Source organism: Pseudomonas sp. LP_7_YM (assembly GCF_004364435.1).
In the GTDB taxonomy this organism is placed as follows: Bacteria; Pseudomonadota; Gammaproteobacteria; order Pseudomonadales; family Pseudomonadaceae; genus Aquipseudomonas.
This window is the reverse complement of record NZ_SOCT01000010.1, coordinates 91,850-109,380: the sequence shown is the minus strand read 5'-3', so window position 1 is coordinate 109,380 and position 17,531 is coordinate 91,850. Positions and strand designations below refer to the sequence as shown.

Here is a 17,531-nt window from a genome sequence, read left to right as displayed (position 1 = left end):
GTTATGGCCGATCGTCAACTTTCTCAGCGGTCACAGGAGGCAACAGGTCCTCGGAGCGCAGGTTCAGCCAGATCAGCACCACGTTGGCGATGTAAATCGACGAGTAGGTACCGGCAAGAACGCCGATGAACAGGGCAACGGAAAAACCGTGCAGGCTGTCGCCACCGAAAATCCACAGTGCGCCGATTGCCAACAGCGTGGAGATCGAGGTGGCCATGGTCCGCAGCAGGGTCTGAGTGGTCGAGATGTTGATGTTCTCGATCAGCGAAGCCTTGCGCAGCAAGCGGAAGTTCTCACGCACCCGGTCGAATACCACGATGGTGTCGTTGAGCGAGTAACCGATGATCGCCAGCACAGCTGCGAGTACGGTCAGGTCGAACGTCACCTGGAAGAACGACAGGATGCCCATCGTCACCACCACGTCGTGGATCAGCGAAACGATGGCGCCGACCGCGAACTTCCACTGAAAGCGGAAAGCCAGGTAGATCAGAACACCGCCAAGCGCCAGCAACATGCCGATGCCACCCTGGTCACGCAGTTCCTCACCCACTTGCGGGCCGACGAACTCGACGCGCTTGACCGTTACCGGGTTATCGGCACCAGTCTTGCGCAGCGCTTGGGCCACCTGAGCACCCAGTTGCGGATCCTCACCCGGCATCCGCACCAACAGGTCGGTGGTCGCGCCGAAGCTCTGCACGATGGCTTCGTGGTAACCCGAAGAAGCCAGCTCCCGGCGCACTTTGCCCAGATCGGCAGGGTGCTCGTAAGTCAGCTCGATCAGCGTACCGCCGGTGAAGTCCAGACCGAAGTTGAGCCCTTTATGGAACCAGCTGAACAACGCCAGCACGGTGAGGAGCATGGTAATACCGAACGCAATGTTGCGAACGCCCATGAAGTTGATCGTACGTTTCATGTCAGCCCCTTAAATCCACAGCTTCTTGACGTCACGACCGCCATAAATCAGGTTGACCATTGCGCGGGTCACCATGATGGCTGTGAACATCGAGGTAAAGATCCCGAGGGACATGGTCACGGCGAAACCTTTGACTGGCCCTGTGCCCATGGCATAGAGAATGCCGCCGACCAGAAGCGAAGTCAGGTTGGCGTCGAGAATCGCAGTGTAGGCGCGGTCGAAACCTTCGTTGATCGCACGCTGCACGCTCATGCCGTTGCCCAGTTCCTCACGAATCCGCGAGAAGATCAGTACGTTGGCGTCTACCGCCATGCCCATGGTCAAGACGATACCGGCGATGCCTGGCAGAGTCAGTGTTGCCCCCAGCAGCGACATCAGGGCCAGCAGCATGACCATGTTCAAAGCCAGTGCCACCGTCGCGATCAGACCGAAGAAACGGTAGATGGCGATGATGAAGATCGACACGAACAGCATGCCCCAAAGGGATGCGTCGATACCTTTGGTGATGTTGTCGGCACCCAGGCTCGGGCCGATTGTGCGCTCTTCAGCGAAGTACATCGGTGCGGCCAGACCACCGGCACGCAACAACAGCGCCAGTTCGGACGACTCACCCTGGCCATTCAGACCGGTGATCCGGAACTGAGCACCCAGCGGCGACTGAATGGTCGCCAGGCTGATGATTTTCTTCTCTTCCTTGAAAGTCTGCACCGGCACGTCTTTCTCGACGCCATCCACAACCTGCTTGGTGTAGGTGGTGGTCGGTTTCTGCTCGATGAAGATCACCGCCATGCTGCGACCAACGTTAGCGCGGGTGGCACGACTCATCAGATCGCCGCCGTGGCCATCAAGCTTAATGTTCACCTGAGGACGACCGTGCTCGTCAAAGCCAGCCTTGGCATCGGTCACCTGATCACCGGTGATGATCAGGCCGCGCTCGACCGCAGCGGCTGGACGACCGCCTTCGCGGAATTCGAACATCTCGGTGGTGGCTCTGGAGTCATCCGGGCCTGCGCCCAGACGGAACTCAAGGTTGGCAGTCTTACCGAGAATACGCTTGGCCTCGGCAGTGTCCTGCACGCCTGGCAGCTCGACCACGATGCGATTGGCACCCTGACGCTGAACCAGTGGCTCGGCCACGCCCAACTCATTGACGCGGTTACGTACCGTGGTCAGGTTCTGCTTGATCGAGTATTCGCGGATCTCGGCGATCTTGGCCTGGGTCATTGCCAGACGCAGGACCGGCATCTCGCCACGATCGGTCGTGGTGATATCGAAATCGCTGTAATCCTTGCGGATCAGGGCACGGGCCTGTTCGCGGGAATCGGTGTCACTGAAGCCCAGCTGAATGGCGTTGCCATCCTGCGGCAGGCTGCGATAGCGCAGTTTATCCTTGCGCAGCAGGCTTTTCACTTCGCCTTCATAGACATTCAGACGGGCGCTCAGGGCCTTATCCATGTCGACTTCAAGCAGGAAGTGAACGCCGCCGGATAAGTCCAGACCCAGCTTCATCGGGGTCGCGCCAATGCTGCGCAGCCACTTGGGCGTGGTCTGAGCCAGGTTCAACGCCACGACATAGTCGTCGCCCAGCGCCTTGCGGGTGACGTCCTTGGCTGGCAGCTGGTCTTCCTGTTTGGTCAGACGCAACAAACCGCCCTTGCCATTCTCGGCAAGAGACGCGCCCTTGACCGCGATGCCAGCATCGGTAAGCGCCTTGCTTACGCGATCCAGATCAGCCTGATTGACTTGCAGCGCAGTGCTTGCGCCGCTGACCTGAATAGCCGGGTCATCAGGGTAGAGATTGGGTGCGGAATAAATAAAGCCGATCGCCAGCACTGCCAGGATCAGGATGTATTTCCACAGAGGGTATTTGTTCAACATCACGCCGCCTGCTTATAACGCGGGGCGCCTTGCGCGCCCCGTCGATTGGTAAAAGACTGGAATCAGATGGCTTTCAGAGTGCCTTTAGGCAGGGTGGCAGCGATGGCACCCTTCTGGATCTTCAGTTCTACAGTGTCGGAAACTTCGATAACAACGAAGTCGTCGGTCACTTTGTTGATCTTGCCCGCGATACCGCCGGAAGTGACGACTTCATCGCCCTTCTGCAAGTTGCCCAGCAGATTCTTCTGCTCTTTGGCGCGCTTGGCCTGCGGACGCCAGATCATCAGATAGAAGATGGCCACGAAGCCGACCAGAAATATCCACTCGAAACCACCGCCCATTGGGCCTGCGGCAGCAGGTGCAGCCGCATCCGCGAAAGCGGAAGAGATGAAAAAGCTCATTTAACACTCCAGTTGCATACTTTTAATAATAAGAAGCGGTAAGACCGGCTGTCATTCAGTCCAGCAGCGGCGTCGCAAGCCCGCGTTTGGCATAGAAGGTGTCGACAAAGGCGGCCAATGTACCCTGTTGAATAGCCTCGCGCAAACCAGCCATAAGCAGCTGGTAATGCCGCAAATTGTGGATCGTATTGAGCATGCTCCCCAGCATTTCGCCACACTTGTCCAAGTGGTGCAGATAAGCACGGGAGAAGTTTTTGCAGGTGTAGCAATCGCAGGTCGGATCCAGCGGCGAATCATCGTGGCGATGAAACGCATTACGAATCTTCAGCACACCGGTGTCGATGAACAGATGACCGTTGCGAGCATTGCGCGTTGGCATGACGCAGTCGAACATGTCAATGCCGCGGCGCACACCTTCAACCAGGTCTTCGGGCTTGCCTACACCCATAAGGTAACGAGGTTTTTCAGCCGGCATCCGGCCTGGCAGATAATCCAGGACCTTGATCATCTCGTGCTTGGGCTCGCCCACCGACAGACCACCGATGGCCAGACCGTCGAAATCCAGCTCGTTCAAGCCGTCCAGCGAGCGCATGCGCAAGTTCTCGTGCATGCCGCCCTGAACGATGCCGAACAGCGCTGCGGTGTTCTCGCCATGGGCGATTTTCGAGCGTTTGGCCCAGCGCAGTGACAGCTCCATCGACGTACGCGCAACATCCTCGTCAGCAGGGTAAGGCGTGCATTCGTCGAAGATCATCACGATGTCAGACCCCAGGTCGCGCTGCACCTGCATCGACTCTTCGGGCCCCATGAACACCTTCGCGCCATCTACAGGAGAGGCAAAGGTCACGCCCTCCTCCTTGATCTTGCGCATGGCGCCGAGGCTAAACACCTGAAAACCGCCGGAATCGGTCAGGATCGGGCCTTTCCACTGCATGAAATCGTGCAGGTCGCCGTGGCCCTTGATCACTTCGGTGCCAGGGCGCAGCCACAGGTGGAAGGTATTGCCGAGGATGATCTGCGCACCCGTGGCCTCGATGTCTCGGGGCAGCATGCCCTTGACTGTGCCATAGGTGCCCACCGGCATGAACGCCGGGGTTTCGACCACGCCACGCGGGAAGGTCAGACGACCACGACGCGCCTTGCCATCGGTAGCAAGCAGCTCGAAAGACATACGACAGGTGCGACTCATGCTTGATCCTCTGAGGCCGAGTCCTTGGGAGCCGTCGGCGCGGGATTGCGGGTGATGAACATGGCATCCCCGTAACTGAAGAAGCGGTAACCGTTTTCCACCGCCGCCGCGTAGGCCGCCATGGTTTCCGGGTAACCGGCGAATGCCGAAACCAGCATCAACAACGTGGATTCAGGCAGATGGAAGTTGGTCACCAAGGCATCGACCACATGAAACGGTCGCCCCGGATAGATAAAGATATCGGTGTCGCCACTGAACGGCTTGAGCACGCCATCGCGAGCTGCACTCTCCAGCGAGCGGACACTGGTCGTTCCGACCGCGATCACCCGACCACCGCGTGCGCGACAGGCAGCAACAGCGTCGACCACGTCCTGAGTGACTTCCAGCCACTCATTGTGCATATGGTGGTCCTCGACACGCTCAACGCGCACCGGCTGAAACGTCCCCGCCCCCACGTGCAACGTGACGAACGCCGTCTCGACACCTTTCTCGGCAATTGCATCCATCATCGTCTGATCGAAATGCAACCCCGCCGTCGGCGCAGCCACCGCACCGGCACGCTGCGCATACACCGTCTGATAACGCTCACGGTCGGCGGCGTCATCCGGGCGATCTATATAAGGAGGCAACGGCATATGCCCGACTCGTTCCAACAAGGGCAAGACCGGCTCGGCAAAGTGCAGCTCGAACAGCGCATCGTGGCGCGCGACCATCCCGGCCTCGCCACCGCCATCGATGAGGATCGTCGAACCCGCCTTCGGCGACTTGCTGGAACGCACATGGGCCAGCACGCGATGCTGATCCAGCACCCGCTCCACCAGAATCTCCAGCTTGCCGCCAGAGGCTTTCTGCCCGAACAAACGCGCGGGAATTACCCGGGTGTTGTTGAAAACCATGAGATCGCCAGGGCGCAAATGCTCCAGCAGATCAGTAAATTGGCGATGAGCCAGCGCACCGCTCGGCCCGTCGAGGGTCAGCAAACGGCTGCTGCGACGCTCCGCCAAAGGATGGCGAGCGATCAATGCATCAGGGAGTTCGAAGGTAAAGTCGGCGACACGCATGATGGGGTTCGTCTAGCAGGGCCGCGAAGTTTAGCCGAAAACCTGAAAATTGACCATCAAACATGATTGACCAACGGTCGTCTCATCTCTATACTTCGCCGCCATTGAGCCCTGATGGCGGAATTGGTAGACGCGGCGGATTCAAAATCCGTTTTCGAAAGAAGTGGGAGTTCGATTCTCCCTCGGGGCACCACCAAATTGAAAAAAGACCTTGATTTTCAAGGTCTTTTTTTTCGTCTGGCGTAAATTTTGCGTAATCAGTATGCGGCTTACAGAGCCGAAAAGCGCCGCTCCCCCCTCATATGTCCGGGGAATAGAATCACAAGGCTCTGTACATAAAGTATTGTCGCAAGCATCGCATCGCATACACATGCCAATGAGACCATCGTCGCAAAACGTGTTGCGAGTTTGTCGAAGCGCGTCACGATGCGTCTGTTCTCCTTCTGCCAGCCGAACATGCGTTCGATGATGTTTCTTGTCAGCCAGCAACCAACGGCAGCGCTTGCGCGGGCGACCACGCAGGCTGGGAATGCAAGCCTGATCGAGTAGCGGTTGGGCATAGGCAATATCGCTGGCTTGTCCGCCCGACAACAGGAAACGCAGAGGCACACCATTGGCGTCGCACAGCATGTGAATCTTGGTTGTCAGACCGCCCCGACCGCGCCCGAGCGCGTGGTCTTGCGGTTCTTTGCACCCCCTTTTTTCCCGGCACTTGATGAGGCCCGGGTTGCTCGTACGGCAGTGGAGTTGATCATCCATGTTTCCAGGTCAATCAAACCCTGCTCATTCAAGCGGATATGAAGACGCTTGAGCATCAGCTCAAAAGCTCCGCAATCACGCCATTCCCGGAACCGCTGATAAATCGTTGACCAAGGACCGAATCGCTCGGGCACCTCGCCATGCTGCGCCAGAGCAAGGCCCCAAAAGGATACAGCGTATGATGTGCAGCCAGAATGAGCAGATCCGCGAGATTTAAGCCTCGCTTGGGTAAACCGCATCAAGGCGGAATCTAAAGCGAGGTACCAATGCCCGCGGCCGACTATTCAGATGAAGGTTTTCACCCTGTATCTCTGCCGTAGCTGAGACTTCCAATCATAGCTACGCCTCCAGAATGCAGCACAATCTGCTCTGGCTGAAAGAAGTGCCCCGGATTGAGTAAGATCTCATCCTCAGTAGCGAGACGATCAGGTTCAACGTCAGGGTAAGCACTTGCTTTAGTGGCATTAATACTGATACCGGCTACGTTATTGCTTTTAAAGTAATATAAAATGGAGTCAGTATCGCACTCCTTGCTTTGCACAAATCTAAGTGCAGTACGCCGTAGTACTTCTGACTCCTCGGAGTTGCTGTTGAGATCCACCGTAAACATGGGAGTGCCTAAATCTTCAGCCGCAGTCAAACCGGCAAACTCCAGTGCAACGCTAAAGTCTGCAGTCGTGCTGAGAAAGCCATTGAAATTTATGGCTTGACCGTTAAGGGCCGATATAACTGTGTCAGCACCGTTAACTTGCGTTGTGACCGGATTATCCGTGCCGGTAGCACCCTTCAGAAGAGGAATGCTCGAGAGGCGCGGACCTGTATGAATGAAATTTTTTAAAATACTGGTAGGCTCAGCCAGGCGATCGGTCAAGCGAGTCTTGATCTCGTCCATATCATCTTCGGTCAGGTCTGAGGCATCTGTATGTCTATCGGTAAATTCGCGGATGAACGTTTCTACCGCATGCGTCCCTCTGACCCCTGTGCTATCAAGATAATGCTCGAGCGATGGGTACCCCATAGCGCTTACGTTCATAAGAAAGTTGTCGCCGTATTGCGCCTGGTAGTCGTCTAACGCCTCAACTATCGTGTCAATATCAGACCGAGAAAAACGCGCGATATGATTTTTACTCATGAGAGATATGATTTCGTAGGTTGCCTCTAAACCACGAAGTTCAAGTGTTGCTATTGCGTGCATGTCCCTGGCAGCCTTTTGTGACAAATCTCGAGTGTTAGCCAGGATCTGCTGCGCATTGCGCGCAGAGATTGCGAGACGCGCGCGGTGTGCTACCACGGAGGTCTGCTGTGTTGAAAACGCAGAAGTAAAGCCTGATCGACTTAGCGGCGCCATGCTTACTTGCTGTCCATTAACACTGCCTATACCAGCACCTGGGCGCATAACCGGACGAGGAGCAGCTTGAGGTACCGAGCGAGCGGCCTCAGCATGAGCGTTGATATATGGATTAAAGTCGTTAGCGTTGTTAATCGGGAATGACATTTCTAAAATTCCGTTAGGACAAAGTATTTAAACCCCCTATCATAGAGGATCAAACTTGAAGTAAGCGCTGAAATAATAATGGAGAGTTTTCCCCAATATCGGGTAACGTCGTCGTGACTGACTTGCGGTGACAGACATGACATACGGCAGGTAAATGTTCATCCTCGTTATTCGTGTCATACCAGCGCGCTACCTGGATTTGCAGCGCACTGAGTAGCGTTAAGACTCATCTCAACTGCGCTGTGGAAGGTGCTAAAGCCCGCTCGACGATATGGGCAAATAATGAAGAGCTATTAATGTTCAACCTGACGGCATGTATCTTCTCTCAGGGCATTGTCATACAGCATGAGTGGTAGCCAGCGGCAAATCGGTTCCCTTGTGGCCTCAGGAAACAACTCACCACGCACTCAAGCCTCACATGTTGGCCCGACCGTCGTAATCGATTAGCGCACGAATCCTTCATGTAATCCGCATCATCGGATAGGGATTCATAACGTCACAACCAATCTCGTCACCTCTGCCCCGCCGAGTCCTTGATGACGAGCACAGTGAGACCTCGCTGCCTGGAATCGACCCAATGCCATTCCTCGCTCGTCCTGTTGTGGTAGCAGGCAGCTCTTGGAGGATGCCGTACGAAACAGTAGCCAGGTCACACGCTAAGACATTTCACTGCACATCAACACATATACACATTCGAATGTGTTAATGTGTCGACCTCTTCCCTGAACTGCCCGGATTCGAAATGACCGACTCAAGCTTGTTTGAACCGCTTTCCTTTGCTGGTTTCACGCTCAGAAACAGAATCGCCTTACCGCCTTTGACTCGTTCGCGAAGCACGCAGCCCGGCGACATCCCCAATGCTTTGATGAGCGAGTATTACAGGCAACGTGCTGCCGCAGGCTTCATGGTGACTGAGGGTACGCAGATCGAGCCACGGGGCCAGGGTTATGCCTGGACGCCCGGTATTTATAGTCAAGAACAGGTCAAAGGCTGGAAGCAGATCACCAGCGCGGTTCATGAGCAAGGCGCCGTGATTTTTTGCCAGCTGTGGCACGTGGGTCGGGTTTCGCACATCAGCTTGCAGCCTGACTCACAGCCTCCTGTCGCGCCCTCTGCGATCAAAGCGACGGCCGTTAAAGTGTTTATCGAGACTGGCCCGGCATCAGGCGCTTTGGCGGACCCAAGCCTGCCCCGTGAGCTGACGACTCAGGAGGTCAGGGAGTTGGTCGAGCTTTATCGGCTGGCGGCGGTCAATGCGAAAGAAGCGGGTTTCGACGGCGTTGAGTTGCATTCGGCCAATGGCTATCTGCTCAACCAATTCATTTCCGAGCACACCAACCATCGCACTGATGAATATGGCGGATCGCTGGATAATCGCCTGCGCTTCTTACGCGAAGTGACCGAAGCCGTTATCTCTGTTTTCGGAGCGCAGCGCGTAGGTGTGCGGTTCTCGCCGCTGTTTGAAACCACCACTGAGGCGCGCGTTTATCTGGGTCTTGTGGAAAGCGACCCACACGCCACTTACATTCAGGCCGCGTCCATGCTCAATGGCTTGGGCATCGGTTATCTGTCCATTGCTGAAGCTGATTGGGATAATTGCCCTGACCTGCCGCTGTCCTTTCGCCAGTCGCTGCGTGAGGTCTTTACCAAGCCCATCATGTACTCCGGGTGCTACACCGAAGAGAAAGCCAAGCGCATGCTGGCTGACGGTTATGGAGACCTGTTCGGGTTTGGTCGGACGTTTATTGCCAATCCCGATCTCCCTTACCGATTCAAAAACGGCGTACCGCTTAACCCGGTCGATCACGCGACGCTTTATGGTGGCGGCAAGGAAGGCTATATCGACTATCCATTTAGTAAGCCATAAACTGCCGCCCTCAATGGCGAGACTGTCTCGTCGACAAGGGGCGAGTATTGAAATGCAGGAGTTGAACGAGACGCTCAAGGTGCTCGCCAACCCGACACGGCGAGCCGTGCTGGGTTGGCTTAAAGACCCGCACGAGTCCTTTAAAGGTTGCCCGCAGCTGTATGACTTCAGCGTGTACGGTGTCTGTGCGAGCCTGATCCAGGAGAAAAGCGGGCTCTCACAACCCGCCACCTCGATTTGCTTGAAGTCCTTACATGACCAAGGTCTGGTAAAGGCAAGCAAGGTCGGCAAGTGGACGTATTACAAGCGCGATGAAAATCGCTTGGCCGCTGCAATTACCGGGCTTTTGGACGATATAGGGGTCGATCTTCAACAATGATTGCAGATGATGAGCTTGCCTCATCATCTCGATCTGAGGGGAAGATCCAGGGGGCTGCGAGCACGCCCGCTTTACTTGCGCCAGCCGTTCCCGCTACAGTCCGGACCTGGGCGTTTGCTGCGCCTGCGGTCCGCGCGAAGGGTTCACCCAAAGCATGCTTCCCACATTTTTCATTCCAGCTCCTGGCTTGTCGGCGGACCGAGCCCTGTAAGGAGTTGGCATGCCTGCCACTAATACTTCCCGTCATCACGGTCTTCTGGATTTACCCTCCCTGCGTAAACGCGCCAAGCGTCTTTTGAAGGCACTGAAAAACAACGAGGCTGACGAGGCCCGGGCGCAGCTTCAAGCACTGGGCTTGCCTGGCCCCGACTATCGACTTGCCGATGCACAATGGCTACTGGCACGCGAAATGGGCTTCGCCAGTTGGCCCAAGCTGATCTCACACGTTGACAGTATCGCGTTCGCGGCACGCCATCCCGGCTCGCAGCACGCAGTGAAGCGTCGGTTCAGCACTGGCGCTGCGGAAACGACATCGAGCACAGCCTGCGAATAGCCGGCTTCTCAGGCTCGTTTCACATGTTCGATGATCCGATGGTCATGGGCCCGGTCCCCGCTCTACCTGACGATGAGTACTGGTCGGTGCGGGCAGCTTTCGCAGAACAGGTATTCGGGTTGCCCTCCCGAGATATCCAACAGCGCCAGGCCGGGCAACGTGACGCATTAGCGCGGCTGAATACTGATAGCGAACTGGTGCTGTGGTGCGAGGCAGACGCCTACGATCAATTGTTTCTGGTGCGGCTATTGGCAAGCCTGCCCGCGTTGCCGCGCAGACTAGAACTGATCGAGATCAACCAAGTGCCCGGCGTGGAGCGATTTGTAGGTATAGGGCAACTGGCCCCGGACCTGCTCGCCTGGCTCTGGCCAAAACGCCGTCCGCTCGGCGAGAACGTGCTGGCACTGGCACGTGAAGCATGGGCCGCCTACACCGCAGCAGACCCAAGTGCCTGGGCCAGGCTCGCCGCACAGCAGCATCCCGTACTGCCGCTGTTAGGACCTGCTCTGACGCGGCAATTGCAAGAGCTTCCCGGCGCGATGGATGGTCTGAGCCTGACTCAGCGCCTGACACTGCGCATCCTCGCCGAGCATGGCGAGCTGCCCTCCGGCAAAGTCTTCGATCACCTGATGACGAGCTACGAACCGCTTCCCTATTTGGGGGATTTGATGTTCAACGCACTGCTGCAACCGCTGATTCATGCGCCGCATCCGTTGGTGTACGAACAGCCAGCAAACCAATGGCAGAAACGTGCTGTTCGAATCACTCCATTGGGCGAGCAAATTCTGCGAGGACAAGCCCACTGGCTCGATCACGCGCCAGCAGAACGTTGGGTTGGCGGGGTGCATATCGTTGCGGACCAAGCGCCTTGGGTGGTGGGTAACGACGGGAGGGTGTGGCGTCGCTGACTTGGGTCTTTGTAGGGGTTCATGGCGCCGCTGGACGGCGCTTTTATAGAGGCAAGCGCTGGGAGCTGTAGTGGCTTCCAGCACTTGAATGCAATCAGGCATAAGAGGTCGCTGAATTCAGCGGGCTTCGTATTTATCAACGAGGCATTGTTACGAGCGTGTTGAGGAAAATTCTCCCCCAACCATGCATGTCTTTTCTACGATGCAGACACCTTAGACACGCAGAATCCCCTCGATACGCTGACGAGCAGCACCGGTAAGTCGTTTAACGCCGAGCAGCCTAGCGACCTCCAAAGCACGGTCAGCCGCATCAGTAATACTCGCAGCAATACGCAGCTCCTCCGGCGCAATCTCTTCGATAGAACGCATATCACTGGCCGAAGCCGGAACACGGTACGTCGACCACGCCTTTACATCGTCTTCGGCATGCCAGATGAATACCTCTTCAAAATCCGCCTGCTTAACGTGATGATGCTGTTCGGCTAACTCCATCACCCTATCCCGAATGAGCCGACCTGATCGTTGGAAACCGTGTGCCCGCGCGACGCGCTGGACCAAGAGTGCATCGAGAATCGGCGCCTCTTGGCGCAGTACTTCTTCGATGATCTGACACAGCACTGGCGTGTACTCGGGCATATGAAATTGCTCGGCCCGGATCAACGGGGCGAGAGGTGAAAAATCGGTGATCCGGTATTCACCCTGCCGTGCTGCAGCGGTTTGGTCGCCGTAAGAGCGCGCTATCCGAACCTCTGCGATCTCTGCTGGCAGCTCGACCACTGAAGCAGGCAGCGATTCACTGAGGATTTCACTCATCTCAGCCTGAACCGCGAAGTCAATAACCACTGGTACTGCTCCCTGTTCATCAGTCTGGACAGGAACCGCCTCCAATCGGGATTGAGCCAGAAGATCGTTCAGAGCTGCGTGCAGTTTCTGCAGAGCGCCTTCCTTGTTGACCCACCACTCCGTGGACCAGAGGCGGACCAGGTTCCAGCCTAAGCCCTTGAGAATAGCGCCTCGTACTTTGTCGCGATCCCGAGCGGTGGCGGCGCTATGGTAGGTAGCACCATCGCATTCAACGCCGGCCAGGTAGTCACCCGGACGATCAGGGTGAACAATCCCCAGATCGATACGGAAGCGCGACACGCCGATCTGCGGCACCACCTGCCAACCGAGACGCCGCAGCGCTTGGGCGACGGCTTCTTCGAAGGGCGAGTCATAACCACCTACAGATCCTTGTATCGCCTCAGCCAAAGCCCTTGGACCACGTTGAGCAAACTCTATGAAGTGCTTCAGGTCGCGAACGGCGCGAGCGTTGGTTCGGTTGAGGTCGATCATCGACGGGTCGAACGATGTGAATACCAACATCTCTCGTCTTGACCGGGTGATCGCGACGTTAAGCCTGCGCCACCCACCGTCTTTGTTGAGAGGGCCAAAGTTCATGGACATGACCGGCGCGCCCGCCTCGGTTGGGCCATAGCCTATGCCGAGCATTATCAGGTCGCGCTCATCGCCCTGGACCGTTTCCAGGTTCTTGACGACCACAGGTTCAGTCTGGGTGTCCTGGAAGAACGGCTCAATCTGGGGGTATTGCTTTCGGGCCGTGTCCAGCAGATCGTTAATCAGCTTTTGCTGATCAGAATTAAGCGTGATGATCCCGATTGAATGCCCAGCCGCTACGAAGGCAGGATCAGTAAGACGCTTCACGGTTTCGCTGACAATGGCCTCAGCTTCGGCTTGGTTGTAGCGCCCTTTTCCTTTTGCATAAACACCTTCGACCCTGCGCCACTCGACCGCGCTTGCACGGGTCTCTGCCGCAGGAAAAGTAATCAGGTTGCTGTCGTAGTAACGGTGATTGGAGAACGCAATCAGGCTTTCATGGCGACTACGGTAGTGCCAGCTCAGACTGTGGCTCGGCACCCCGGCGCCCAGGCATTCGTCCAGAATGCTCTCCATGTCTTCTGCTGTATCGTCGTCTCCAGCATTCGGACCACGGCTGAAGAAGTTCGTGGGTGGCATCTGACGCGGGTCGCCAGCGATAACCACCTGATTGCCCCGGGCTATCGAACCGATTGCATCCCACGGAGCAATCTGCGAGGCCTCGTCGAAAATGACCAGATCGAATGGAGGCTGATCGGCAGGCAGGAACTGCGCAATCGACAGAGGACTCATGAGCATGCACGGAGCCAGGCGATTCAATGCATCGCCCATCTCAATGGCCAACTGCCGCACTGGTTTGTGTCGACGAGACTTCTGCAATTCATGCTTGAGGATGGCGAAACCGCTGCTCTTGGGGATGTCATTCTTCGAAGGAACCAGACCGCAGAGTTTCGCCCGGATATAACGCACCGTCAGTTTCGCCAGTTCGTCGTCCAGGCGGACGAAAGCGCCTATATCACTCATGTGTTCGGCAGCGACGAAGTTTCTCAGAAGCGGTTCGCTGTCGATGCCTTGGGTCGCAAACCAGTGTGCATAAGCAGTGACAAAAGCTTCCTCACAGGCGGTTGGCAATAGACTCCCTGCTTCCAATGCCTGCGCCAGACTGCCCAGACCAACCTCGGTAGCTTGTTCGCGCACCCGGCACCAATCGCACCAGGCCTTGAGCTGCTCTTCTTGCTGCTGAATGGAAAGTGACGTAGCCCGCAATGCGGCAACGCTCAGGTGGGCGTTGGTGCTTGTCGCGGCCAGCCCAGCAAACCGCCGGGCTTGGTCGGCATAGCGGGACAAGGCCTGTTGCAGCGTCGTTAACGCAGCACCAATGTGCCCGCCCGGCGCCAGCATGTCGTTCGCATCAATGACCAAACGCGCAACTGTGCCGCGCAATGACACCAAGTGGTCGGGCGATTCCGCCAGCGCACTCAGTAGCCCACGCAGATTCTCGGCCAATATAACGGCGCGCAGTATTTGGGAGGTGTCGCTGGCCAGCCCTTGCCAGCCTGGGATCGACTGCATGTCACTCGACAACGCGTCCAGCGCCAGTAGCTGCGAACTCAGGCGCTCGAAAACAGCGAGGTCGCCCAGCATGTCTGGAAGGCCCGATGCGCCCCCTAAAGCGGCCAATTTCTTCGCCACCTTTTTCTTGGCGGATGTCGCCAGGAACCAGAACTTGCCTTCTGCCTCTCGCCACTCGCTGCGCATCTGCTCGACCGGAATGCGACGGCACGCCTGATCGGCGTAATCCAGTGAAAGGCTTTGCTCAAGCTCCCGATAGCCCTCGATCAATTGACAAGCACGTCGGGCTGACTCCATACGCGCGATAGCATCGGGGGCAAAAGCGAATGAAAGGTTCTGTCCATAGGATTGCGCAATCAGGGCTGCCAAATCGCTCAGCTGCTGGACCTGTATCACTTCAGCTATCGGCAACGGCAGGTGCGTCAGGACAACCAGCCTTTCGCCTGCGCCATTCAGTGCATCCAGCGCCTCAGGCAATTCGCGCGAGGCGCTGGCGATCTGCGCCTGCCAGGCGTTCGACCATTGGGTCTGCGCCAGAGCGCCGAACTTGCCAGACAAATCGCGTGCGGTGGCACCATTGAGGCCAAGACGACGTGCAAGGTCAAGCATTTGGCCGTACTCGACTGCATTGTGTTCCGTGCCAGGCGGCCAAGCCAATCTGGGTGTCTGAGAGCCATGGTCACGAACGACACGACCTATCGACTGGTGCAGGGAAAGACCATTCCCCCTGCGGCGATGCAGGACTTCGACCAACTGGTTGAGTCGCGAGCGCAGCGTCTGCAATCGAGTGGCTTCACGCTCCCATTCTTCGGCGCTCAACGCGTCGCTAACATCCCAGGCGCGATCCAACTGCTTGAGCACTTCAACTTTCGACGCCTTACTTGAATGCAGCTCCAGGCAGAACTCGCCCAGCCCCTTCTCTGCCAGGCGACGATAAACAACGTCGAGTGCCGCACGTTTTTCTGCCACGAATAGTACGCGACGCCCGAGCGCCAGATTGTGGGCAATCATGTTGGCAATGGTCTGCGACTTACCGGTTCCGGGAGGTCCATCCATTACAAAACTATGCGTGCTGGCAGATGCCACGACGGCTGATAGCTGCGAGGAGTCTGCCGGCAATGGTGCAAAAAGCTGAGCAGGCGTTACTGATGAGTCCAACTGCTCAGGTCTAGGAAATTCGTCCGAGCCGGAGAAGCCATTACCTGTTTCGCTTGGCGCTAACAGATGCTTGACCAAAGGGCTTTGCATCAACTGCGCCGCATTGGCATTCAGATCTTTCCACATCAAATATTTGGCAAACGAGAAGGTGCCCAAAACCAGTTCTGTGCTTACCTCGAATCCTGGCACGTCGCGTACCGCTCGCCGCACCATGTTCCAGATGCCGGTCACATCGATACCGCTTTCATCACTTGGTAATTCGCCATCGAGGCCTGGAATCATCAATTCAAAATCATGACGCAGCAGTTCAAGCAACGTCAGGTTGAAGCGCGGCTCCTCGTCCAGCAGGCTAAGCGTCACGCCAGACAGGGCACTTTTGCGTTCGAGTTTGACCGGCAGCAAAATCAGTGGGGCGGAGTAGGTTTTGGGATCTTCTGCGCTTTTCTTCCACTTGAGAAAGCCGATGGCCAAGAACAGGGTGTTTGCCCCACCCTCCTCCTGATCGCTACGCGCCTTGCGGAACAGATCAACCAGTGTTGCTTCAAGCTTGACCTTCTCAAGGCTGGCGAGCACCTCGCCCCGAGCGAGTGCCTGACGAGCGACTTCGTCGACCAGGCTTTCATTATTTTGCTGCTCGTACAGAGCCATATCACGGCCACTGCTTTTCAGGTCAGGTACCGGGACCACGCGAATACGCCCGCCACTGGAAAGTAAATCTTCAAGAGCGGCGGGGTCCGGGCAAAGAAGACGCACGCCTTTAGCACTATCGGGGAGGTGCAGGAGACGGTTGCGAGTTGTCAGATCGAGGAGTTTGCGTTGCCACAGGGTGAGTTTGTCGGCAGGACCTTTGTTGCCTTCATTGATTTCGACATCGAAACCTGGGAGTACCGGAGCTTCCTCCAAACCTTCAGCGGTCGGCGGTGAGTAATCACTCCCATCAGATGCGTTCACTGCGGATGCTAATGTCATAGGGCGAATCTTCTGCATCCGGGCACGGTGCAGATCGATGGCCATGAGGAACTGCTCGTCATCGAGTTGCCGCTCAGCCGCTGCGACCGCTTGAGAGAAGCTGGGCGCAGGCGCTTGTGTAGCGAGGGTAGTCTCGAAAACCACCATCTCCTTCAAATCGAGACGCTTGCGTACTGCTGACGCTTCATCGGTCAGCAACTGGGCAAATTCTTGAGGCTGCAACCAAACGCCTGCGAACGCGTGCCCCTTGGTCATGATGAGCAAGGCATTCAACCCAGCCTGTTCCAGAGCTGCCGCGAACAACAATGCAGTGTCCAGACAGGTCGCCACCCCATTTTCCAGAACCAGACCAGGAGGTCTGACTTTCTGACCCTGTTGCTCAAAACTTGCTGGTGGTAACGCATAGCTCAACTGAAAGCTGCACACCCCAGACCATATGGCGGAGGCAAGCTCCCAAGTGCGTGTGCGCGATTTGCTCTCATATCCATCAATGCCGTCCTTCTTTCCTGCACGTTGCAAGACTTGAGAAGCCGCTTTGAGTACCCGATCCACTGCCGGATCGTTGGGCATGCAGAAAGCAGCCAGCAACTCCGGCATGGCACTCAAACCGCCCCATTCGGTGCGAGCGAGCAATTCGGTCGGAAACCGCTGCTCGATGAGCAGATTGTCACCCTGGGACAAGCGCATTACGACATCGGCGTTCAAGCTTTCAGTCAGTCCAGACAGGTAACCGGCATTAAGCTTGATGTCGCGTTCAGAGATGCTGAGACGATCACCGGCGTTGAGGCGGTCAATATGCCAGGTTCGGCTTTCGACGAAATCCGGGTCGGTGCTCAACGTCAGGAGCAGGCTTTCAAAGTTTGTTTGTTCCTGGTTCCAGAGGCTCAACTCACGTACGAGTGGAACGGCATTCTGGTGAGAGGCGAAACCGATTTTGCGGGCGATCAGCGCCTCAATCTTGATGTTCATTCACGGGCTCCTGCAACTGAGAGCGCTGGCCTCACGAAGAGGCCGCCAATTGGCGCCTATAGTCCATGAGTAATCGATGGTTG

Annotated in this window: 10 protein-coding genes, 1 tRNA gene and 2 pseudogenes; 5 read left to right on the top strand and 8 right to left on the bottom strand. The window is 56.7% G+C overall.

What is annotated here, in order from left to right; genetic code table 11:
• Nucleotide 1: 1 nt before the first annotated feature.
• The 5 genes from secF to queA form a co-directional block, all read right to left on the bottom strand.
• Nucleotides 2-913: a protein translocase subunit SecF gene (gene secF / locus EC915_RS19955; RefSeq protein ID WP_133752231.1), complete on the bottom strand. Its 912-nt coding sequence runs from the start codon at nt 911-913 to the stop codon at nt 2-4.
• Between the two features lie 9 nt (nt 914-922).
• Complete coding sequence (secD, locus tag EC915_RS19950) at nt 923-2,791, bottom strand: protein translocase subunit SecD (RefSeq protein WP_133752230.1); 1,869 nt, start codon at nt 2,789-2,791, stop codon at nt 923-925.
• Between the two features lie 62 nt (nt 2,792-2,853).
• Nucleotides 2,854-3,192, bottom strand: a complete 339-nt coding sequence (yajC, locus tag EC915_RS19945) for a preprotein translocase subunit YajC (RefSeq protein WP_133752229.1) — start codon at nt 3,190-3,192, stop codon at nt 2,854-2,856.
• 55 nt (nt 3,193-3,247) lie between these two features.
• Nucleotides 3,248-4,363 carry a tRNA guanosine(34) transglycosylase Tgt gene (tgt, locus tag EC915_RS19940; RefSeq protein ID WP_133752274.1) on the bottom strand — a complete coding sequence of 372 codons (1,116 nt, stop codon included), beginning with the start codon at nt 4,361-4,363 and terminating at the stop codon, nt 3,248-3,250.
• A 14-nt stretch (nt 4,364-4,377) separates the two neighbouring features.
• Nucleotides 4,378-5,442, bottom strand: a complete 1,065-nt coding sequence (gene queA, locus EC915_RS19935) for a tRNA preQ1(34) S-adenosylmethionine ribosyltransferase-isomerase QueA (RefSeq protein ID WP_133752228.1) — start codon at nt 5,440-5,442, stop codon at nt 4,378-4,380.
• Between the two features lie 108 nt (nt 5,443-5,550).
• Between queA and EC915_RS19930 the strand changes: the two genes are divergently transcribed.
• Nucleotides 5,551-5,635 (top strand) — tRNA-Leu (locus EC915_RS19930).
• 126 nt (nt 5,636-5,761) lie between these two features.
• Here EC915_RS19930 and EC915_RS19925 read toward each other — a convergent pair.
• Nucleotides 5,762-6,357 (bottom strand): annotated as a pseudogene (locus EC915_RS19925) (IS5 family transposase); the annotation flags it as partial.
• A gap of 142 nt (nt 6,358-6,499) precedes the next feature.
• The gene (locus tag EC915_RS19920; RefSeq protein WP_133752227.1) at nt 6,500-7,696 is read right to left on the bottom strand and encodes a hypothetical protein; all 1,197 of its coding nucleotides are present in this window, start codon (nt 7,694-7,696) and stop codon (nt 6,500-6,502) included.
• A 742-nt stretch (nt 7,697-8,438) separates the two neighbouring features.
• On the opposite strand from EC915_RS19920, the gene EC915_RS19915 reads away from it, so the two are divergent.
• From EC915_RS19915 to EC915_RS19905, 3 genes and pseudogenes are all read left to right on the top strand, one after another.
• Nucleotides 8,439-9,563, top strand: coding sequence for an alkene reductase (locus tag EC915_RS19915; protein WP_133752226.1), 1,125 nt, complete (start codon nt 8,439-8,441; stop codon nt 9,561-9,563).
• A gap of 52 nt (nt 9,564-9,615) precedes the next feature.
• Nucleotides 9,616-9,942 carry a helix-turn-helix transcriptional regulator gene (locus tag EC915_RS19910; protein WP_133752225.1) on the top strand — a complete coding sequence of 109 codons (327 nt, stop codon included), beginning with the start codon at nt 9,616-9,618 and terminating at the stop codon, nt 9,940-9,942.
• Between the two features lie 220 nt (nt 9,943-10,162).
• Nucleotides 10,163-11,403: pseudogene (locus tag EC915_RS19905) on the top strand (DUF1835 domain-containing protein).
• Between the two features lie 213 nt (nt 11,404-11,616).
• Here EC915_RS19905 and EC915_RS19900 read toward each other — a convergent pair.
• Complete coding sequence (locus EC915_RS19900; RefSeq protein ID WP_256658791.1) at nt 11,617-16,524, bottom strand: DUF3320 domain-containing protein; 4,908 nt, start codon at nt 16,522-16,524, stop codon at nt 11,617-11,619.
• 477 nt (nt 16,525-17,001) lie between these two features.
• Here EC915_RS19900 and EC915_RS25360 point away from each other — a divergent pair, with 477 nt between their 5' ends.
• Nucleotides 17,002-17,517 (top strand): hypothetical protein, encoded by a 516-nt coding sequence (locus EC915_RS25360; RefSeq protein WP_256658790.1) that lies wholly within the window; start codon nt 17,002-17,004, stop codon nt 17,515-17,517.
• Nucleotides 17,518-17,531 lie beyond the last annotated feature (14 nt).